The organism is Nocardia pseudovaccinii NBRC 100343 (genome assembly GCF_001613225.1).
Lineage (GTDB): Bacteria > Actinomycetota > Actinomycetes > Mycobacteriales > Mycobacteriaceae > Nocardia > Nocardia pseudovaccinii.
The window spans coordinates 22431-43624 of record NZ_BDBY01000376.1 but is presented as its reverse complement, the minus strand read 5'-3'; the positions used below and the strand labels follow the sequence as shown (position 1 = coordinate 43624).

At 66.7% G+C, this 21194-nt stretch carries 16 protein-coding genes, 1 tRNA gene and 1 other RNA gene; 9 read left to right on the top strand and 9 right to left on the bottom strand.

Annotated features, from left to right (window positions below; all coding sequences use genetic code 11):
* The coding region (locus NP3_RS50070) for a DNA polymerase III subunit gamma and tau (protein ID WP_245721320.1) at nucleotides 1-2651 on the bottom strand (2651 nt) is incomplete at its 3' end.
* 473 nt (nucleotides 2652-3124) lie between these two features.
* On the opposite strand from NP3_RS50070, the gene NP3_RS40940 reads away from it, so the two are divergent.
* Nucleotides 3125-3949, top strand: a complete 825-nt coding sequence (locus NP3_RS40940; RefSeq protein ID WP_063047072.1) for a hypothetical protein — start codon at nucleotides 3125-3127, stop codon at nucleotides 3947-3949.
* Between the two features lie 82 nt (nucleotides 3950-4031).
* Nucleotides 4032-5327, top strand: coding sequence for an ammonium transporter (locus tag NP3_RS40935; RefSeq protein ID WP_063047071.1), 1296 nt, complete (start codon nucleotides 4032-4034; stop codon nucleotides 5325-5327).
* Nucleotides 5328-5403: 76 nt separating this feature from the next.
* Here the strand turns inward: NP3_RS40935 and NP3_RS40930 are convergent, their stop codons facing one another.
* Both NP3_RS40930 and NP3_RS40925 read right to left on the bottom strand, forming a co-directional pair.
* Nucleotides 5404-6576 (bottom strand): neutral zinc metallopeptidase, encoded by a 1173-nt coding sequence (locus tag NP3_RS40930; RefSeq protein WP_063047070.1) that lies wholly within the window; start codon nucleotides 6574-6576, stop codon nucleotides 5404-5406.
* Between the two features lie 4 nt (nucleotides 6577-6580).
* Nucleotides 6581-7726, bottom strand: a complete 1146-nt coding sequence (locus NP3_RS40925; protein WP_245721319.1) for a neutral zinc metallopeptidase — start codon at nucleotides 7724-7726, stop codon at nucleotides 6581-6583.
* Between the two features lie 75 nt (nucleotides 7727-7801).
* Between NP3_RS40925 and NP3_RS40920 the strand changes: the two genes are divergently transcribed.
* Both NP3_RS40920 and NP3_RS40915 read left to right on the top strand, forming a co-directional pair.
* Nucleotides 7802-9412, top strand: coding sequence for a DUF2207 family protein (locus NP3_RS40920; RefSeq protein WP_063047068.1), 1611 nt, complete (start codon nucleotides 7802-7804; stop codon nucleotides 9410-9412).
* Nucleotides 9413-9546: 134 nt separating this feature from the next.
* Nucleotides 9547-9774 (top strand): hypothetical protein, encoded by a 228-nt coding sequence (locus NP3_RS40915; RefSeq protein ID WP_063047067.1) that lies wholly within the window; start codon nucleotides 9547-9549, stop codon nucleotides 9772-9774.
* A 24-nt stretch (nucleotides 9775-9798) separates the two neighbouring features.
* Here the strand turns inward: NP3_RS40915 and NP3_RS40910 are convergent, their stop codons facing one another.
* The 4 genes from NP3_RS40910 to NP3_RS40895 form a co-directional block, all read right to left on the bottom strand.
* Nucleotides 9799-11064: an ROK family transcriptional regulator gene (locus tag NP3_RS40910; protein ID WP_063047066.1), complete on the bottom strand. Its 1266-nt coding sequence runs from the start codon at nucleotides 11062-11064 to the stop codon at nucleotides 9799-9801.
* A gap of 403 nt (nucleotides 11065-11467) precedes the next feature.
* Nucleotides 11468-12901 carry an MFS transporter gene (locus NP3_RS40905; RefSeq protein WP_063047065.1) on the bottom strand — a complete coding sequence of 478 codons (1434 nt, stop codon included), beginning with the start codon at nucleotides 12899-12901 and terminating at the stop codon, nucleotides 11468-11470.
* Nucleotides 12902-13067: 166 nt separating this feature from the next.
* Nucleotides 13068-13781, bottom strand: a complete 714-nt coding sequence (locus NP3_RS40900) for a DUF8020 domain-containing protein (protein WP_063047064.1) — start codon at nucleotides 13779-13781, stop codon at nucleotides 13068-13070.
* A 113-nt stretch (nucleotides 13782-13894) separates the two neighbouring features.
* The gene (locus NP3_RS40895) at nucleotides 13895-14488 is read right to left on the bottom strand and encodes an HhH-GPD-type base excision DNA repair protein (protein ID WP_063047079.1); all 594 of its coding nucleotides are present in this window, start codon (nucleotides 14486-14488) and stop codon (nucleotides 13895-13897) included.
* A gap of 196 nt (nucleotides 14489-14684) precedes the next feature.
* On the opposite strand from NP3_RS40895, the gene NP3_RS40890 reads away from it, so the two are divergent.
* On the top strand, nucleotides 14685-15491 hold the full coding sequence (locus tag NP3_RS40890) for a methyltransferase domain-containing protein (RefSeq protein WP_063047063.1): 807 nt from the start codon (nucleotides 14685-14687) through the stop codon (nucleotides 15489-15491).
* Between the two features lie 60 nt (nucleotides 15492-15551).
* Here the strand turns inward: NP3_RS40890 and NP3_RS40885 are convergent, their stop codons facing one another.
* Nucleotides 15552-16841: an aspartate aminotransferase type Ic gene (locus NP3_RS40885; RefSeq protein WP_063047062.1), complete on the bottom strand. Its 1290-nt coding sequence runs from the start codon at nucleotides 16839-16841 to the stop codon at nucleotides 15552-15554.
* 143 nt (nucleotides 16842-16984) lie between these two features.
* Nucleotides 16985-17079: signal recognition particle sRNA small type (gene ffs / locus NP3_RS40880), an RNA gene on the bottom strand.
* 141 nt (nucleotides 17080-17220) lie between these two features.
* On the opposite strand from ffs, the gene NP3_RS40875 reads away from it, so the two are divergent.
* The 4 genes from NP3_RS40875 to NP3_RS40860 all read left to right on the top strand — a co-directional run bounded on the left by NP3_RS40875 (nucleotide 17221) and on the right by NP3_RS40860 (nucleotide 21084).
* Nucleotides 17221-17308: transfer RNA gene (locus NP3_RS40875), tRNA-Ser, on the top strand.
* A 401-nt stretch (nucleotides 17309-17709) separates the two neighbouring features.
* Nucleotides 17710-18543 carry a hypothetical protein gene (locus NP3_RS40870; RefSeq protein WP_245721318.1) on the top strand — a complete coding sequence of 278 codons (834 nt, stop codon included), beginning with the start codon at nucleotides 17710-17712 and terminating at the stop codon, nucleotides 18541-18543.
* Between the two features lie 394 nt (nucleotides 18544-18937).
* Nucleotides 18938-19936 carry an NADPH:quinone oxidoreductase family protein gene (locus tag NP3_RS40865; RefSeq protein ID WP_245721317.1) on the top strand — a complete coding sequence of 333 codons (999 nt, stop codon included), beginning with the start codon at nucleotides 18938-18940 and terminating at the stop codon, nucleotides 19934-19936.
* A 143-nt stretch (nucleotides 19937-20079) separates the two neighbouring features.
* Nucleotides 20080-21084 (top strand): RNA polymerase subunit sigma-70, encoded by a 1005-nt coding sequence (locus tag NP3_RS40860; RefSeq protein WP_063047060.1) that lies wholly within the window; start codon nucleotides 20080-20082, stop codon nucleotides 21082-21084.
* Nucleotides 21085-21194 lie beyond the last annotated feature (110 nt).

Below are 21194 nucleotides of genomic sequence, written 5' to 3'. Positions count from 1 at the left end.
CGGCTCGCCTTCGGCGCGGCAGCCGCGGGCCGAGGCGCGGCCCCACCCGCTTCCCAGCGAATCGGATGATCGCTGCCGAGCACGGCCCGCACCGCCGACCGCACCGCCTCCACATTCCGCGGATCCGACAACCGCTGCGCCAACGGCGCATGCTGATGCGCGAATACGATCACCTCCCCCTCGATCCGCGCCACCGACGCCCCCGACAACAACGCCTGCACGGTAGGCCCGAACTCCCGAACCTTCGCCCGAATCTCCCCCCAGGCCCCCTCCACCGCCCGCAACAAATCCCCATCTTCCTGCCCACCGGCCTCCGCACCGACTTGGCCCGCGAAAGCCTGCGCACTGTTCTCCTGCGCGCTTCCCTGGTGATCAGCAGATTGCGCGCCGCCCTGCGGGGCCGCACCACCCGGTCGCGCGAGAGCGCGAGCGGCGCCCGCAGACCCCGAGTCGGCCCCGGGCGTCGACTCACTCACTTGCGCCGCACCAGCTGCGGTCCGATCCGCTACATCTCGCTCCGACCGTTTCACCGCAGCGTCGTGGTGCGCTGCGGCACTCGCGCCTGCGCCACCGGTCTGCTGGCTCGCTTGCGCCGCACCGGCCTTGGACGCCGCCTGATCTGCGGCAGACTGGTCGGATTGCCGAGCCGAAATCGACTGCGCAACTTCTGAATCGGACGGTGCTCGACCCTCGCCAGCCCCCGTGACCCCGGCGGAGTCGCGCTCTCGCGGCGCAGTTGTCTCGGAGACCTCCTGCGTCCCTTCGGATTCCAGCAATCCGGCGGCAGCCTGCGAACCCGAGTCGCCCGCCGGGTCGGCCACACCTCGACCGGGTGCGGCGGCTCGATCCGCAGATTCGACGCCTGAAGAGGCGAACGCCTCACTACGTGCGGCATCGCGTGCTTGTCCCGTGGACGCCGCATCGACGGGTACGCCGCTCGTCCCGGCCGAGGCATCTACTCCGGCCGACTCTGCCGTACCGATCTGTTCAGTGCTCGAACCCCGGTCGACAGCCGTGCGATCGGCACCCGCCTGCGTCTCGCCGCGCTCGGCCGTCGAATCGTCCGGCACGAAAGCGAATCCGGCTCCCGCATCGGCTTGCCCTGCGGCCGCACCCTGCTCTGCAGAATGCTGGCGGGCGGCCGAAGGCGCTGCCGCCGATGGGGTCTGTGTTGCCGCAGCGCTCGGTCCGACCGCAGGATCCGGCCCATCGGCCGAACCCGCCGGACCGGCACCATGCCCGGCGGTCGAGTGCTGTTCGACAGCCGCTGCCCGCTCTGCGGGCAGGCTCTGCGCCGGGCCACCAGCCTGCGCGGGAGCGCTCGCTGGGCTGGCGCCCGTGCGGGTGGCGTCCTTTTCGCGGCGGGCGGCGGCAAGGAGTTCCGCGCCTCGGCGGCGGGGAGGTTCGTTGGACGAACGCGGCGGTGCCGATTGGGCTGGGGCGTCGGGCTGCGCCGGAGCGGACGGGGCCGCGGCGGTGGCCGGCGCCATTGCTCCGGTGGCTGTGCCGCGCTCTAGGCGCTCCAGGCGTTGCAGGGTCGCGGATTCGGCGTCGGAGACCGATGGGAGGAGCATGCGGGCACAGACGATTTCGAGCAGCAGGCGCGGGGCGGTGGCGCCGCGCATTTCGCCGAGGCCCTCGTGCAGGAGTTCGGCGTGCCGGGCCAGGGTGGCCGGGCCGGTGCGTTCGGCCTGTTCGCGCATGCGGTCCAGGACATCGCCGGGGCCGGAGACCAGGCCGCGGTCGGCGGCATCGGGGACAGCCTGCAGCAGGATCAGGTCGCGCAGACGTTCCAGCAGGTCGACGGCGAAGCGGCGCGGATCGTGACCGGCCTCCATGACGCGATCGATAGTGCCGAAGAGGGCGGCGCCGTCACCGGCGGCGAGCGCGTCGATCGCATCGTCGATCAGCGCGACATCGGTGACGCCGAGCAGCGAAACCGCCCGCGAATAGGTGACGCCCTCGGGACCGGCGCCCGCGAGCAACTGATCGAGCACGCTCAGGCTGTCGCGCGGCGACCCACCGCCCGCGCGAATCACCAACGGGTACACCGCCTCCTCGACCGGCACCTGCTCCTGCTCGCAGATCTTGCCGAGCAGTCCGCGCATGGTGGCGGGCGGCAGCAGCCGGAACGGGTAGTGATGCGTGCGGGACCGGATGGTGGGCAGCACCTTGTCCGGCTCGGTGGTGGCGAAGATGAAGATCAGATGGGCGGGCGGCTCCTCGACGATCTTGAGCAGCGCATTGAACCCGGCCGTGGTGACCATATGCGCCTCGTCGACGATGAACACCCGATACCGCGACTCCGCGGGCGCGTAGAAGGCCCGATCACGCAGTTCGCGGGTGTCGTCGACACCGCCGTGACTCGCGGCGTCCAGTTCGATCACATCGAGATTCCCCGGACCGCCCGGCCCGAGCGCCACACAGGACGGGCAGACGCCGCACGGTGTCGAGGTCGGGCCCTGCACACAGTTCAGCGAACGCGCGAGGATGCGCGCCGAGGAGGTCTTGCCACAGCCCCGGGGACCGGAGAACAGATAGGCATGACTGATGCGACCGGTGTCGAGCGCGGTACTCAGCGGGTCGGTGACGTGCTCCTGACCCACCACTTCAGCGAACGTTGCCGGTCGGTACTTCCGGTACAGAGCCACGGCCAGAGGTTACCGGCGCCCACCGACAATGCACATTCCCCTGGACCGACAGGCCGGGCGCGGCGCGATGCCGGGCGTTTCGCGACATTAATGTGATGCAGATCACAGGATGCTCGGATCTTTGTTAGCCCCCACTGATCAGCGCCGAAGGCGGCAAAGTCGGAGCAATCGAAGATCGAGAACGGACGAACAGCGAACTTTGGCGCCCGTCCAGTGCACTTCGCGGCGATTAGTTGAACTCACGCCCCGGTTCGAGAGGTATTTGCGGAGATAACGAATCAATCAACGAGCATGACATACACGCAATCGCCTGGCTACCGTGGTTAGCGGCAACTTCGGTAGCCAAACCTTCATCAGGTTGGTGGCCCCGGCCGGTCCCTCATCCCGACCGGGGCACAACCTGAAATCCACAATCCACAATTCCGGCGCTTTTCGCCGAACTCACACCACTTCCACCGGAGGAAATTTCCACCGTGCCGTCGTGTGACGACATCGCCGCCGCCTGGCTTTCGAGCACCGATTTCGCCGACGACCATGCCGCCGTCGACCTGCTCAGCCGGGCGATCAGCCCGCAGGACTTCGCGATCAAGCGCGATTCGCTACCGGTGGCCGCAGCCGCCGATCCGTCGACCGCCGCCGCCATCCTCGAACTACTGGAACGCGGCCAGGTGCCGACCATGGCGGCGATCCGCACCCTCACGGCGCAGAACGAGATGCGCCGGGAGGCCGAACGCATCGAACGCCTCGGCCGCCGGGCCCAGCGCAGCATCGATGACTTCGGCCGGATACTTGCCCGGCTGGCCGAGGACCATTGGCTCGCGCACGGCGCCGGGCCCACCCGGCGTGACGTACTGCAGTCCGAACCGGTGATGACACTGATCCGGGACCGGATCGGCGATATCGCCCCGACCGCGGTGAAACACCTCTGGTTGATCGAGCGCGCCCAGCGCGCCGGCTGGATCGCCTCCAACGCCAATGCCGGATCGCTTTGCGCCGCAAGACGTTTCTACTCCGGTAAGTACGGCAATCGGGTCTCGCTGCGACCGGTCAATACGATCGGCACGATCGTGGCGACCTACCTGCGCGACTATCTGGCCGAAAACGACCGCGCGCCGCGCTGGTCCACGCTCGCCCACGACCTGCGCGACGATCGCGGCCGTCGGCTCTTCCACGACACCGCCGACGCGCGCATCCAGCGCCGGTGGCTCACCACTGCCGAATGGATGGCCGAGAGCGAGGACCTTCCGGTGCCCGGGCGACGCGGTCTGCGCGCCTTGGCCAAGAAGGCGCGGCGCTGAACTGTCTGGGCCGACACCCAGCGACGATGTGAGCATTCGGTAACTTCTTCGCAACGCATGCACGCGTGGAAGGAGTTACCCCGTGTCCTCAACCATCGATCCCGCGGCCACCGCCTGGCTGCTCGTCAGCACGGCCCTGGTGCTGCTGATGACGCCCGCGCTGGCGATTTTCTACGGCGGGATGGTGCGCTCGACCGGCGTACTCAACATGCTGATGATGAACTTCATCGCGATCCCGCTGGTGACCGTGGTGTGGCTGCTGGCCGGTTACAGCCTGGCCTTCGGCGAGGACGCGGGCGGCGGTCTGATCGGTGATCTCGGCTACTTCGGGATGGCGGGCATCGATCCGAATTCCGTTCACGGCACCGTTCCGGAACTGCTGTTCGCCACCTTCCAGCTGACCTTCGCCATCCTGACCGCGGCACTGGTCAGCGGTGCGATCGCGGACCGCGCGAAATTCGCGGGCTGGATGGTGTTCGTGCCGCTGTGGGCGCTGGCGGTCTATGTGCCGATCGCGCACTGGGTGTGGGGGCCGGACGGCTGGCTGGCCTCCTTCGGCGCGCTCGACTACTCGGGCGGCATGGTCGTAGAGATCGCCTCCGGCGCCTCGGCGCTGGCGCTGGCCCTCGTGCTCGGCCCGCGCATCGGCTTCAAGACCGATGCGATGCGTCCGCACAACCTGCCGTTCGTACTGCTCGGGGCGGGTCTGCTCTGGTTCGGCTGGTTCGGTTTCAATGCCGGGTCGGCCCTGTCGGCGAATGGTATTGCGGCAGCGGTATTCCTGAACACCCTGGTCGCGGGCTGTCTGGGCATGCTCGGCTGGCTCGCCGTCGAGCAGATCCGTGACGGGCGGCCGACCACCTTCGGTGCGGCCTCGGGTGTGGTGGCCGGTCTGGTCGCGATCACACCTTCGTGCGGTTCGGTGAATACGCTCGGATCGCTCATCGTCGGTTTGGCCGCGGGTGTGGTGTGTTCGTTCGCGGTCGGCTGGAAATTCAAGGCGGGCTACGACGATTCGCTCGATGTGGTCGGCGTGCACTTCGTCGGCGGCATCGTCGGCACGCTGCTGATCGGATTGTTGGCCAACCAGGTGATGACCGGTGCGGTCGAGGGTCTGTTCTACGGCGGCGGGCTCGCGCAGTTCGGCAAGCAGTTGGTCGGCGTGCTGGTGGTCGCGGCGTATGCGTTCGCCGTCTCCTTCGTGCTCGGCAAGGCCATCGACCGCTTCCTCGGATTCCGGGTCAGCAAGGAAGACGAGTCCGCGGGCATCGACTTCGCACTGCATGCGGAGACCGCGTATGCCGAAGGCGTGCACGGACATGCGCCGCGGCGCTTGGGCGAGGGGCACTTCGGGCAGACGCAGGGTGGCGATCACTGATACGAAACACCAACGCCGCCACGGCACCTCGGCAGAGCGCGAAGTCACGACGTGGCTGTTGCGGCCACCGACCCGGTTACGCGACGTCGTCCGAGGATGCCAGCCAGGTATTGCACTGGGGTGTCCGGTCGGTCTTGTAGCCCTGCGCGAACCAGTCCCCAGCGTTCTGCCCGGTGCCGTGATCGCGCGCGTCACCCTTCTTGTCGCCGCGCCCATACGTGTCCTGCGTGGCGCGAGCTCCCTGCGCATCGGTAAAGGCGCCATCGTAGACCGATGTGCCGACGTACATTCCGGAGAAGCACTGCGCTTGCAACTCCAAGCGGCGTGACAACTCCAGCCCTCGAGCGCTGCGGGTGCCCGCCGCGCTGCGTTCGGTATTCATCTGCTGTGTCATCCCGGAGATCGCCTGCACGTGATGGCCGTACTCGTGCGCGAAAACCGCCAGGTAGATCACCGCATCATTGCCGTACTGCTCGACCTGGATGTGATCGAGCGGCATGTAGATCGTATGGTTCGCCGAACAGTAGAACGCCGCATAGCTGCCACCGGATGAGGTACACGGCGATGGCTCGTCCTCCGCTCGGGCGGGCGCCCGAACATTCGGGCTGGAGAAGGGCAGATTCGACCGCTGCAGGGCGGGCCGCCACTTCTTGTCCAGACAAGCCGCGGCGGCCTCGAAGAACCGTTGGGCCGCGGCAGCCGTCGCAGCCCAGGACGGGTAACCGCACTCGACATTGATCAGCCCGGTGTCGGTGTCACTGAACAGCGGATTATCTCCGAGCTTCGCGACAGGTTGCGGCCCAGCGGGTTTCGTCGTCGTCGGCGCGGCGGCGCGACTGGTGGTCGCCGCCGCGGCGCTCGATGTCGGGCTCGGCGAGGAGGTCGACGAAGTCGGCGGAGTGTAGGTGTAGCTCGGCGTCGGCGGAGTGTAGGCCGACGGGCGGTTGCGCTTCTTCTCGTTGTCGGCCGAAATCGCCGAGACGACAAACAGTCCCACGACCAAGACGATGGCCGTCAGTACGCCGAGCAGCGCACTCAGCCCAGCACCCGAACTCCGGCGTCGCGGCGGGTACGGACGCGGCGGATAACCCGGCCGCTGATACGGCATCGGCGGACCGTACGGCGCCGCGTAAGGCGGACGGTAACCGGGTGGATAACCCTGTGGCGGACCATATCCCGGCGGTCGCTGATATCCGGGTGCGGATTGATATCCGGGCGGCGAACCGTAGCCGTAGGGCGGCTGCGTCATCTGGTCACGACACCGAACTGGCCGACGCGGTGAACGTATTGCACTGTGCCGCACGGTCTTTGTCCACGCCGATCTCGAACCACGTGCCACCGTTGTCCGCGGTCCCGTGATCGCGCATATCGCCGCGCTGGTCACCGCGGCCGTGGGCGTCGCGGCGGGCGAGGGTGATCTGCCCCGTGGTCAGCGAACCGCCATTGGCCGAGGAGCCGAGATACATGCCGTCGAAGCAGTTGGCCTGCAACTCGATTCGGCGCGAGAGCTCCAAACCCTTCTCACTGCGCACGCCCGCGTCGACGCGATCGCTGTTGGCCTTGCGCAGGATTCCGGCCATCGCCTGCACGTGGTGGCCGTATTCGTGGGCGAAGACCGAGAGGTAGACGATCCAGTTGTCCTTGAACAGATCGGTCTGCAGCTGACTGAGCGGCATGTAGATCGTCTTGTTCGCCGGGCAATAGAACGCGGCGAAATTACTCGTGGAACCGGTGCACGGCGTGGTGATGCCGTCCGTGCTCGCGCTGACATTCAGTGTCGGCGACTGGAACGGCAGATTCTTCTGTGCCAGTACGGGTTTCCATGCCGACTCGAGGCAGCTCGCGGCGGTCTCGAAGAACTTGCGCGCGGTGTCCACCTGCGTGCTCCACGGTGCGTACGAGCACTTCGCGGGGATTAAGGTGGTGTTCGGATCGGTCAGCAGGGGGTTGGTTCCGGTTTCCGATACCCCGCCGTTCGAATCCGGCGTATAGGTCATGCTCGGACCGGGGCCCGACGCGGTGCTACTGAGCCTGCCATGCGAAAACGCGCCGCGCACCAGGCCACCCGCGACCACGAAGACGATGATCAGCAGCAGCGCGATCCATCCGCCGCCACCCTTGCGCTTCTGCGGTGGACGTCCGGGTGGGCCATAGGGCGTCGGCGGCATCGGCGCGCGCTGTCCGTATCCGGGCGCCGGATAACCGGGCTGCTGGCCATACCCCGGCGGCGGACCGTAACCGGGTTGGCCGTAACCGGGTGGATAACCCGGCTGCTGGCCATATCCGGGCTGCCCCGGCGCGGGACGATATCCGGGCTGCCCATATGGCGAACCGGGACGCGGCGGAACCGGTTGTCCACCAGGCGGAACCGGCCCGTAGCCGTACGGTGGTTGGGTCACGCCCCCGTACCCCCTCATCTCATGATCGCCTACAGCCGCTGACGCAGCTTAGCAACTTGTCTAGAGTAGGCAGCCATGCTGACTTTACGGGGGGGCGTCGCGAGCGCGCTGCTTCTCGCCGCTGCGGGAATGCTGGCCGCCGCACCGGTTGCCCACACGGAGCCCGCAACCGATGGCGTCGATATTGTCGCGGATCTGAAACTGAGCCGTGAGGGCGTGCTCGAGGTCACCGAGAAGGTGACCGTCCCCGCCGACAGCGGCTTCAAAATGACTCTGCCGCTGCGCCTCAAGGTCGGCAACGATGTCGAACGCGTCTTCAAAGTCACCGATGTCGATACCAAAGGCCCCGGCACCGCGACGGTCGCGAACGACCTGTTCACCATCGATGCCAAGCCGGGCGAATCGACGTTCACCTACGCGATCCACAACACGGTCAGCGACGCACCCGGCACCCAGGTCTTCCGCTGGCTCGGCACCATCAATGCCGATGTCGCATCGATCGACGCATCCCTGATCAGCCCGAGCTACGAAATGGGCGTGGTGGACTGCAAATTGGGCCCGCCCGGCAATCTTCGGCAATGCTCCGATCTGCAGATCGAGGCGGACGGGGTGCTCTACTGGCGCCAGACCGACCTGCGCAAGGGCGACAATATCGACCTGACCCTGCAGCTGCCGCCCGGCACGGTACCCGCCAACGCCGATATTCGCGACAACAGCGAGGCAGGCGCCTTCTCCTTCACGACTCCGGTGCTCGTCGCATTCGGTGTGCTGCTGCTCGCACTGGCCGCGATGGCGGGCTATGTGGTCAAGACCAGGCGGGAAAACGCCGCCGCCACAGCCGGTTCGGAGACGATCGATCCGCTGCTGCGCGACGGTACGCAGGTCCAGTTCACCTCTCCGGACGGTATCCTGCCCGGCGAGGCGGGCGTCTTGCTCGACGAACATGCCGATCCGAGCGATATCGCCGCGACGGTGATCGACCTCGCCGTACGCCGGTACATCTGGATCACGCCCGTCAGCGATAGCGACTGGCGCATCGACCGGGTGAACGCACCCGATGACCAGCTGCGTGGTTACGAGAAGGCGGTTTACCGCGCACTGCTGCCGGACGGCACCGATTCGGTGACCGTCGGTGAGTTGCGTGCGCCGGGACGCCTGCAGTCCCAAACGGTGCGCAGCGCAATGCTCGACGATGCGGTCGAACGCGGCGCTTTCATCGATCGGGCCCGCATCGGATTGCCGATCCTGTTGGGTGGGGCATTGATCGTCGCCGGTATCGCCGCGACCATCGCCTTGGCGCTCACCTCGGGCAGCGCACTGGTCGGCGTCGCGATCCTGCTCGCAGGCGTCGCGACGGTACTGCTGCCGCGATTCCTACCGGTGCGCACGGCCCAGGGCCGCGAACTCGTCGGCCGGATCCGCGCACTACAGCGCGGCCTCGACGCGACCACCCGCGAGCAGATCCCACCCGCCGACCAGGAGTTGGTCTTCTCCCGCGCACTGCCGTTCATGGTGATCGGTGGCCGCGCCGACAACTGGATCCGCGCCTTCCGCGACCTGAACCTCGCCGCCGACTCCCAGCCCGGCCTCTACTGGTTCGGCACCTTCGAACGCGACCGCAACCTGCAACGCTTCGCAGGCCACTTCCCGTACTTCATCACCGCCCTCGAGGCTCTCTTCACGTAAGTCCTCGGAGCATCCAGCGAGCCGAGCGATTTCGTCGGCAGCCGTCCACCGATCGCGGAAGACCAGCCGCGCGGGCCTCGTTGTGATTGCATTGCTCCCGGCCGCTCGTTTGCGTGTGCGGACGGGAGAGTGCGATGGAGTCGGAGCTGGCGACCATCGATCTGAACAAGACATTCGCGCAAAGGTTTTGGTATCCGATCGGCATTGCGCTGGTGCAACTGCCCGATGACGAGTGGACAGCGGGACACAATCGACTCACTGAGCTGATGGGCCTCGCCAATACGGCGACAGCACAATTCCGAGCGGTGGTCACGACGTTGGCGCCGTTGCTGACCGGTCTTCTCGCCTACTTCCTGAAGTAGGCGAGAAGACCTGCAGGCGAACTGTCAGTCGTTCAGTGCTGTGCGGCGGATGGCGGCGAGGGGGTCGGCGTAGATGGCGCTGAGTGAGGTGACCACCGCCGCGAATTCCTGCACCTTGCCGCCGAATCCGCTGATGCGGATGTCGGTCGCTGGAAGTTGGGAGGACTGGGTGAAGGCGCGGGCAACGTGGGCGACCGCGGGGCGGTAGCCGGTGAACGCTTGGCCGCCTAGGATCACGCGGTCCGGATTGAGCATGTCGCGGACCATCGCGACGGTGTGTCCGAGGATGGTGGCGCGCTCGGCGAGCAGCTCCTGTGCATCCGCCGCGCCCGCCTCGGCGGCGCGGTACAGGTCGGCGATGGTGGTGCCGCCGGTGCCCTTGTGCGCGGGAATGATTCCGCGACCGACGGCTCTGGCGTGCAGCGACCGATCACCGACGGTCACCTCGAGGCAGCCGCGCCGTCCGCAGGTGCATTCGACATCGGAGCCGGTCGGGAAGTGCGCGATCGAACCGGGGCCGCTGCTTGGGGTATGCACCCGGCCGTCCAAAGTCACTGCGATACCGGCGGTTTCGCGAACATAGAAGTACAGGCTGCTGCCGGGGCCGGTGGTCCCACGCGGCTCGCCGGTCGGCAACAGCAGTTCCGACGCGGCCATCGCCTCGACGTGCGGGGCAACCGAGACCGGCAGCTCGAGCACCTCGCCGAGCACCGAACCGACCTGCGCCCCTTGCCAAGCCAGCTTGGGGTGATCGACGACACCGGTCGCGGCATCGACCCGTCCACCGATCGCCACACCGGCCCAGAGTGGTTTGCGCCGATGCCAGCGCTGCAGGAAGGCCTTGGCGCTGCGCGCGACGGTCGTGGTCGCGAAGTCCTGACCGGTCTGCGGCGTCGCGATCGCCAGCCCGCCGAGGATGCGCCCGCGCAGATCGGCTGCGACGATCTTGGTGACCGCGGCGCCGATGTGGATGCCGAGGGTCAGATAGGCCTCGTGGTCGATTTCGAACGGCACCCGCGGACGGCCGACCGCACCCGATGCGGTCAGATCGGGTCGCTCGCGCAGCAGTCCGGCGGCCAATAGCGCCGATACTTGGCGGTTGACCGTCGCGATGCTCAAACCCGTTGTGCGCGCGGCATTGTCACGGGAAACCGGACCGCCGGTCGCGGCGCGCAGCACGGCTGCGGCCGGATTGTCGGCGATGCGGAGTTCCGGCGCGATGACGGGACGCTGGACACGGACACGACCGGTTACGACCCTGGAGCCGGATCGATCAAGGGTGAGGGACATATGAAGATTCCTTGCTGAAGTCCCGTACCACGGGACGTGCCTACACGTGCGGCGGCGGGGCAGCGCACGAGCCGAAAGAGCGGCTCAGCTGCAGCAGGAACAACACAGTTCGCGAGTCAACGGCAGTCGCAGACCCAGTGCGGCGGTCACGTACGTGACCCGCAGTGCGGTCGGACGGCTCGAAGACATGGGGTCAAAGTTAACACCGAAATCGCCGCGCACCAAGCCCTATCGGCGGAGCGGGAACTCCCCGGATGCGTGGTTCGTTCCGAAATCCTTGGCGCGCACCGGGTTCCGAGCAAAATGTGGCCCAGAGCACGATTTGCCCGAAAAAGCCGAATGGGGGCCGCCGCTTCGGCGACCCCCATGGGGTGACTGGCTCGCCCGATCCCGGGCTGTTCGGTTACGCCGCTTCCGCGACCAACTGACGACGGGCCAGCAGTGCGGTGGCCGAGGCGACCAGCCCGACCAGCGCGACCACGGTGACCAGGTACAGACCCGGCCGGTACTGCGCGATGCCGGTGGCGGCGCCACCGCTGATCAGCCCGGTGACCACGGCGAGTACGACCGCGCCACCGATCTGGCCGGAGGTCTGCACCAGTCCCGAGGCCAGCCCCTGCTCGTGGTCTGCGATGCCCTCGGTGGCCTGCACCATGACCGAGGAGAAGCCGAGCGCGAAGCCGAGACCGAGCAGCAGGAAGGCGGGCAGGTAGTCCACGACGTAGGTCGGGTCGGCGCTACCGCCGAAGGAGATGAACCAGACGTACCCGATCACGAACGAGGTCATCGAGGCGATGATCATCGGCGTGGTGCCGTAGCGGTCGATCAGCTTGCCCGCGACCGGCGACAGGATCGCCACGATAATGCCCGTCGGAGCCAGGGCCAGCGCCATCTTCAGCGGCTCCCAACCCAGGGTGTTCTGCAGGTACAGCGATACGATCGTCTGGAAGCTGATGTAGGAGCCGAAGATGGCCAGTGCGGCCAGATTCGCGCGCACGATCGACTTCACCTTGAAGATGCTCAGCCGCACCAGCGGGTGGGCCACCCTGTTCTCCACCACGAAGAACGCGCTGAGCAGAGCGACGGCGATTACCGCGGTCGCGACAACCGTTGCGGTGAGACCCTTTTCGGGTGCGGTGACGATGGTGTAGACGGCGGCCAGCATGCCACCGGTCAGCAGTGCGGCACCGGCGAAATCGATGCGACCCCGTTCCTTCTCGACATTGCGCGGCACCACGAAGTAGGCGGTAACCACCACGGCCGCGACGACGAGCACCGGGACGTAGAAGGTCAGTCGCCAGTCGATGCCGGTGAGCAGACCCGAGACGATCAGGCCGGAGGCGTAACCGGTGGCGCCGAAGACCGTGAAGATCGACAGTGCGCGGTTGCGATCGTGACCTTCCTTGAAGGTGGTGGTGATGATCGAAAGTGCGGCGGGTGCGGTGAATGCGGCGGCGACGCCCTTGATGATGCGGCTGGCGATCAGCAGCGCACCGTCGTCGACCAGACCGCCCGCGAGTGAGGCGAGTCCGAAAACCACAAGGGCCGTGAGGAATACCTGTCGTCGGCCGAGCAGGTCGGCGGCGCGGCCACCGAGCAGCAGCAGGCCGCCGTAGCCGAGGATGTAGCCGTTGACGATCCACTGCAGGCTCTCGGTGTTGAGCCCTAGTTCGGATCCGATGGACGGGAGCGCGACGCCGACCATCGAGACGTCGAGTGCGTCGAGGAACATCGCCAGACCGGCGACGAACAGCACGGCCCACAACGTCGGGCCCCAACGGCCCGGGGTGTGCTCGGTAGATGCGGCGGTCCGGGCCTCGGATGCGGTAGCTGTCATAGTCACGTTCGGTAATTTAGATGCACACGCATTAAATGTCAACGCAAGTAATGCGCGTGCATAAAAGACCTGGTCATGATCTTGCCGATCGACACAAGAAGGCCCCGCTCAGTACTGAGCGGGGCCTACGTCCGTGGCGACGGTGGGGCCACGGACGCCGTGCGGCCTATTTCGCCGGGACGAACGGCTGGTTGATGGTGGTGAAGTACTGGATCGCCGCGCCGATCGCGACCGGCGCGGTCACCAGGATCTGACCGGCCAGGGTGCCGAGGGCACCAACGGCGATGATGCCGCCGAGGCAGCCGACGGCGGCGGCCGGAATGAACGGACCGAACAGGCCGACGATGGTCGCCGAGGCGACCGTGGCACCGGCGATACCGCCGAGCACGCAGCCCGCCGCACCACCGACGAGACCGCCGACCAGCGTACCGATGGTGGCCGCCGCCGAGACGGTGCTCGTGAAGCGGGTCCAGGCCGCGACCTCACGGTCGTATGGGGTCTTCCAGGGGGCCTGGTCCTCGTAGGGCAGCGCGACCGGCTTGTAGGCCGCGTGTTCGCGATCGATTTGCGGGGTCAATGTCGCGGTGCGATCGGAAATCTGTGCGGCAATAGGGAATTCGAAGTCGTCGATCCGGAACCGAAGCGGGGTGCCCGCGAGCACGGTGCCATCGGCGGCCTTGATCTCGAAGACATCGCCCTCGACCGCCAGCGAACCCGCGTCGGTCTTGATAATCGATGAATCGTTTACCGCTTCCGCGGTGAAATTTATTGCGCTGTCGTCGCTTTCGGTCGCGGCCGGGGCGGCGCCCGAGGTGCCCGCGGCCACACCGGTCGCCATGGTCACCAGCGCCGCGACGACGGCGAGTTTCCTCATCTTCATGTACTGCGTTCCCTCATCTAGGTGTTGCTACCGAGGGAAAAGCATCGGCGAGAACTCAATCGGGCACGAGGGAAAAATACAGGCAGATTCGAATAGGCAAACCTCGAGCGACTTCAGGACTTCTTGGCCGCGGACTTCATCTGCTTCTTGAAAGCCCTTACTTCCAAAAGGGATTCGCTGTCGACGATATCGGCGGCCGAGCGCCGGGAGCCAGCTTCGGAGTAGGCGCCTGCCGCTGGCTCCCAGCCCTTCGGCTGCACACCGAGCTGCTTGCCGAGCAGCGCGAGGAAGATCCTGGCCTTCTGATCGCCGTAGCCCGGCAAGTCCTTCAAACGGCGCAGCACCTCTTTGCCGTCCGGATCGCCCTGTGTCCAGATACGTTCGGTCTTGCCGTCGTAATGCTCGACAACATAGCGCGCGAGTTCCTGGGTGCGGCGGGCCATGGACCGGCCGTAGCGATGAATGGCGGGCGGGGTCGCGCACAGTTCTTCGAACGCCTCGGTATCGGCGTCGGCGATCCGCTGGATATCGAAGCCGTCCATGCGGTCGGCGATCTTCTTCGGCCCGCGGAAGGCGTGTTCGAGCGGGAACTGCTGATCGAGCAGCATGCCCGTCAGCAACGCGAAGGAATCCTCGGAAAGGAGTTTGTCCGCCTCCGGCTCCTGGGCGAGACACAGCTTGACAGTCGCGGACTTCGCTTTGGGCACGGGACTTTCCTTTCGCTGGTACCGGACTTCTCCGATCATCTCACTCGGAACCGTTGCGTGGTCCGGCCCACCCGGATCGGTGGCATACCCGAATCGTGACCCACCTCACAATCTTGCCGTGCGATGCGGTCGGTGCCGAAGTAGGCTCAGCGCCATGCCTCAGACGACGGCAATACCTAGAGACGGAATCGGGCCCATGAATATGCAGGGGTTACGCCCGGATCGCTTCGATAGCGCGGGCCAGGATCAGTTGGTCGACGTGCGGGATCTGCAGGCGGCGCTGCCGGGCATCCGCCGACTGCGCACGTGGGCACATGAAGCATTGGCGCTACAGCCCGGCGAGAGTGCGGTCGATGTCGGATCAGGCACCGGCACGGAGGTCATCGCCTTCGCGGATGCGGTCGGCCCGACCGGCACCGCGATCGGTGTCGAACCCGATCCGCAGCTGCTGGCCTCCGCCGAACGCCGGGCCGAAAAGGCCGGTTCGACGGCCAAGTTCCATTCCGGCGACGCCTACGGCCTGCCGTTCGGCGCGAAAACCTTCGACGCCGCGCTCTGCGAGCGGGTGTTCCAACACCTGACCGCGCCGAGTCGTGCCGCCAACGAGATCGCTCGGGTGCTCGAGCCCGGGGGCCGTGTCGTTGTGATGGACAGCGACTGGGGTACGGCAATCGTGCATCCGGGCGACCGTCATGTGGTTCGCGAGGTCGTCGACACCCTGATCGCCGCGACCACCAACCCGTTCTCCGGCCGCAGGCTACCCGGCTTGCTGACCAAGGCAGGCCTGGTTATCGATGAGGTCGGCTCGCACGCCCTGGTACAGGACCGGACGGTCGGCGCGGGCGCGCTGGTCAACCGCATCTCCGCCATGGCGGTCGCGCGAGGTTCCATCACCGAGGCACAGCGCAACCAGCTCATCGCGGATCTGGAACGGGGCGCCGAATCCGGTGACGTCCACCTATCGGTGACCATGTTCGCTGTACTGGCGCATAAGCCGCACTGACATTCGAGCGAAAACAGAACGGGCGCATACCGATTCGGTATGCGCCCGTTGTGTGTCGAGCTATTTGCCGAGCAATTTCTCGGTGGCCGCGAGCAGTACACAGGTGGCCAGACCGTCCATCGCCTTCTCCAGTTCCGGCAGCTGCGGGAAGCTGGGGGCGATGCGGATGTTCTTGTCCTCCGGGTCATTCCGGTACGGGAAGGCCGAACCGGCCGCGGTGAGCGCGATGCCCGCATCCTTGGCCAGCGCGATCACCCTGGCCGCGGTGCCCTCCAGGACATCGAGGCTGATGAAGTAGCCGCCCTTCGGTTCGGTCCAGGACGCCACCTTGGACGCGCCGAGCCGATCCTCCAGAATCTTCAGTACCAGTGCGAATTTCGGTTCGAGGATGGCGCGATGCTTCTGCATATGCGCGCGCACGCCGTCGGCGTCCTTGAAGAACCGCAGGTGACGCAGTTGGTTGATCTTGTCCGGGCCGATGCTCTTCTTCGCCGCGTGCTCGAGGTACCAGTTCAGGTTCGGCGTGGACGCACCGAGGAAGCTCACCCCCGCACCGGCGAAGGTGATCTTCGAGGTGGAGGCGAAAACAACGGGGCGGTTCGGGTTTCCGGCCGCGGCCGCCATACCGAGCACGTCGAGGACGGGTGCGGCGGTATCGGTCAGCGGATGCACCGCGTAGGCGTTGTCCCAGAACAGGCGGAAGTCCGGCGCCGCGGTGGGCATCGAAACCAACTCCTGGACAACCTCTTCGGAGAAGACGACGCCGGTCGGGTTGGAGTAGTTCGGCACCGCCCACAGACCCTTGATCTGCGGATCATCGGCCACCAGTCCGGCGATGGCGTGCACATCCGGTCCGTCGTGACCGATCGGAATCGGAATCATCTCGAAGCCGAGCGCCTCGGTGATCGCGAAGTGCCGGTCATAGCCGGGGCTCGGACACAGGAACTTCAGCGTGGAATCGGTCACCCAGCGGCGCTCGGAATCCGGTGTGCCGTACAGCAATGCGTAGCTGATCACATCGTGCATCAGCTCGAGGCTGGCGTTATTGCCCGCGATCAGGTTCTCGACCGGAATGCCGAGCAGCTCACCGAAGATCGCGCGCAGTTCCGGGAGACCGTGCAGCCCACCGTAGTTGCGGCAATCGGTGCCGGTGCCGTCCTTGAAATCGCCGGGACCGGGCAGCGTGAGCAGTTCCGCGGAGAGGTCGAGTTGTTCCGGCGAAGGTTTACCCCTGGTCAGATCCAGCGTGAGCTTCTCGGTCTGGAGCGTCGCGTAATTCGCGGTCTGGGTCTCGTGTTCGGACACGAGCTCCGGGGGGCTCATCAAACCGATCTGCGTTTGCCGGGGCATCCTGAGCAGCCTTTCGAAGCAGCGAAGGGGCGATTGACGTCCGAGCCGATTACCGCGGTCGGACCCTCTGATCCAGCCGGGCGCGTTCGACGTCCGGCGGACCGTGTTCACGTTACCCGGCGGTTGCTCCGAATTGGAGTGAATATAGGGGACCCCGCGCACCCGGCAGAGCCCGTTGACCCTTGCTGCCTTCCGGCCCTGGGGGAGTTCACAGGATGCGCGCCGCGCGGGATCCGTATGCAAGTGTAGCGGGCGGATCCGGCAATGATCACCACCGGGGTGGACCGCGACGGGTCGAAACGGGGCCGAACTGGGAGTTCCCCGCCCCGACCAGCCCCAATTTGGTGACCGGCCGGGGGCACCCGGTATGCTGCTGCACGGAGGATTCGCCTAGTGGCCTATGGCGCTCGCCTGGAACGCGGGTTGGGTTAACGCCCTCAGGGGTTCAAATCCCCTATCCTCCGCCAGGGCGAACGCCCCTGACAAGCCCTAATTGGCTGGTCAGGGGCGTTTTCGTATTGTCCTCGCTACGCTCGCGAACGCTCGGCGATGTTGACCATAAAGCCTGTTCAACGCGAATTTCGTAGCCGCTCTCTCGGGATCCAGCTCCGACTGCTCGGAAAGTGCGACCGAGTCATGTTCATTGTCGCGGCATGGGTGGCGGATATGGACACCATGATCCAGCGTGCTGAAATGCCCGGAAAGTCCTGGTGGCGGCCCTGATTCGAACCTGTCACCGCATTCTCGGCCATCCAAGACGCCCTGTGATTCCGAATGCGAATCAACAAGTTCTCTGCACTGTGAAAGGTAATAGATGGGCACAGGCAAGCACAGAAAAGTCAGTCCGCGTCAACAGAAGATGGGGTCGATGGTTGTGGCGGGAGCGGTTCCCGTTCTTCTCACCATGGTGGGGAGCAACGGAACCGCGAACGCCGAGTTCGACCGACACGTTCCGGCGAGCCAGCCCGAACACGGCGATCACGTTGCCTTCGTGGCCGACGACACGGATTCGGCCGAGGCGGCACCCACCATGCAGGCAGAGCAGACGAAGCAGTCCCCGGACTGGCCCGCCGCCCAAGTGCCGAATGTGCGCCCGTACCGGGGAACGCGAATCCCGGACGACACGCGCAGTTCGCTGCAGTGGGCGCGACCGGCACCGAAAAACGAGTATCTATCGCCGGTCGAGTCGCTGCACGGTCCGGTCCCGGTCGCACCGGTGCCGCCGATCGCGCCGCCGCCGGGCATGTTGCGGTTCGGAAACGTACAGGTCGAGGCACCGGATTGGCTGCCGCGGGAGCCCGCTATCCAACTCAACGACGCCGCGGCGATGACCGAGGCCGATCTCGCAACGTTCTTCGACTCGGTGGGTATGGAGCGCACTCGCTCCGATCGCGTTGCGGGTCAGACCGTCGGCTCCGCGGCGCTCGGTGCTGCCGCAGGCGCAGCGGTGGCGAGCCCGTTCGCACTGATCGGCGCAGGTGTCGGCGGTGCACTCGGTCTGCTGATCGGCGTGCCTTTCGCACCGATCGGTCTCGCCGCGGGGCCCATCGGCGCCGCATACGGCGCGGCCCTCATGGCGGCACCGCTCGCCGCCATCGGCGCGGGTATCGGCGCAGTTCTCGGTGCGACGCAGGCCCTTACCGCACCCCCACGAGCGCTCGGCCCAGATCAGGCCGCCACAGACGAACCTACGACCGATTGACAGAGGTTCCACTTTCTCGAACAGTTCGCGATACCGCCGGAAATGGACCGGCAGACATATCGGCTACAGCACGCGGCCCCCTTGGCCTGTCGATTTGCGACAAGACAAAGGGGGTCTGACCTGCTGCTGTTTTCGGACCGCTTGTCGACCGCTATTCAGGCGCCACCCGATCCGGGTGTCGACGCGGTCAGCGCGGTTGGCGGCAGCACACCTCGTTCTCGTCGACTGCTGCCGAGGTCGCTGTGCCGCATGGCGTTCGCGCGGGATCACCGGTTCGTCGATGTTCGGACGATGCGCGGCTGCCGATTCCTTTCTGTGGCGACCGAGGTCTACATGGTCGACGGTGCGGACCGCCGAAGCGGCCGACCGCGACGCACGCCGAGAAAGAGAGCTGATGGCTGTGAGTATTCCCACCACTATGCGCGCCCTGCAGCAGACCTCGCTGAAGGGGCCGCAGGATATGCGTTCGATCATCGACGCACCGGTACCGGTGCCCGGTCCGGGCGAGGTCCTGATCCGGGTCGCTGCCGCCGGTGTCAACTTCGCCGACATCTCGAGGGCCCACGGCACGTTCCTCGGCGGTCCGCAACCACCGTATCTGGCGGGTTTCGAGGCGGCGGGCGAGGTCGTGGCGGTGGGTGCGGCAACGACCCGCCCGCAACCAGGGGCCCGGGTTATCGGCGTCGGCTACGGGGCTTTCGCCGAGTACATGGTCCTGCCCGCGGCTGCGGCGGTGCCGGTGCCGGACGGCTGGACGGCCGAGCAGGCGCTCGGCCTGGTCGTGAACTGGCCCACCGCGCTGGCCGCGCTCAGACCGCTGGGCCGCATCACCGCCGGGGAGACCGTGCTGATCCACGCCGCGGCGGGCGCGACCGGCCAGGCCGCGGTGACCATGGCCAAGTACTACGGTGCGACGGTCATCGCCACTGCCTCGCCGGGCAAGCACGAGACTGTGCGGGCACTCGGCGCCGACCGCGTCCTGGACTCCCGCACCGAGGACCTCGCCGCCGAGGTATTGCAACTGACCGGAGGCATCGGCGCCGATCTGGTGCTCGAGTCCGCGGGCGGCGCCACCTTCTACGCCAGCTTGGCCGCGGCCAAGCGGATCACCGGCCGCATCGTCGTCTACGGCGTGGCAGGCGGTGAAGCCGCGCTCACCAACTGGGAGTTGGTGTACAAGCACCAGGTTCACATCATCGGCCTCAACATCGGCGTGCTGAGCCAGGCCGCACCGCAGATATTCGGCGAGCTCATGGGTGAGCTGTCCGCGCTGATCACCACCGGAGTCCTCACCCCCGCTCGCCCAACCGCCTATGACTTGTCCGACGGTCCGAAAGCCCTCGCGGAACTCGAAACCCGGACCACCACCGGCAAACTGGCACTGCTGCCGTGACCCACGCCTGAGCTGCGTTTCGATTCCTTCGCAACAGCATCCCGGTCGTAATCAGCGACGACCGGCGGGACCGGTCCGGACAAGGAGCAGCCTGTGGATTCCATCGCGCATCCGGCCGACCGGCCGCGGCCTACACTCGCGACATGACGGCGCGCGTGCCGGAGGCGGCGAACCAGGACCGGTTCGCCGCCGAAACCGAGCGGTTCCGCCGAGAGCTGCTGGCGCACTGCTACCGCATGGTCGGCTCGTCCCAGGACGCGGAGGACCTGGTACAGGAAACATATCTTCGAGCATGGCGTTCCTACGCGGGCTTCGAGGGCCGCGCGTCGATTCGGTCCTGGCTCTACAAGATCGCCACCAATGTCTGCCTGACGGCATTGCAACCGCGTCGGATCCGGGTGCTGCCCTCGGGACTGACAGGGGCTTACGACGGACCCGCTCGACCGCCGAGTCACGTTGCGCCGGGCGAGGTCTCGTGGCTGGAACCGTTGCCGGACGGGTGGATCGCCCCGGCCACCGACGATCCGGCCGCGGCGGTGATCGCGCGCGAGTCGCTACGGCTGGCACTCATCGCGAGCCTGCAGCACCTGCCCGCCCGCCAGCGCGCGATCCTCATCCTGCGCGAGGTGCTGGCATTCTCGGCGGCCGAAACCGCGGAGATCCTCGGCACCACTACGGCGGCGGTGAAGAGCGGTCTGCAGCGCGCCCGCGCCCGGCTGGACGAACTGGATCCAGAGCCCGAGGAACTGCTCGAACCGACCGACCAGCGGGCGCGTGCACTGCTCGACGGCTACATCACAGCCTTCGAGCGTTCCGATGCCGGTCTGCTGGAACAAGTGCTGCGCACGGACGCCACGCTGGAGGCGACGCCATTCCGCGAATGGTACGCAGGCCGGGTGAAATGCATACACATGCTCGACACGTACGTGCTCGGCACACCCGGCGACTGGCGGATGATCGCTACTACAGCCAACGGCCAGCCCGCCGCCGTCGTGTACTTCCGAGACACGGACAGCACGGTCCGGGCAAGCGGCATCGTGGTGCTGGCGCCGACTACTACCGGTGTCTCCCGCGTGATCGCACTCCACGATCCAGCGCTGGTCGCGATGTTCGGCTTCCCGGACGTGCTCGCTTCGAACGGGCGGTAGAAGCTCACTCTGAACGGCATTCGATTCGGAACATTGACTGTTGGGCCTGCCCTCGGGGTCCTTGCGATGGCCGGACCAGCTCGAACAGCGGCTCGGACATTCCGCCCGGG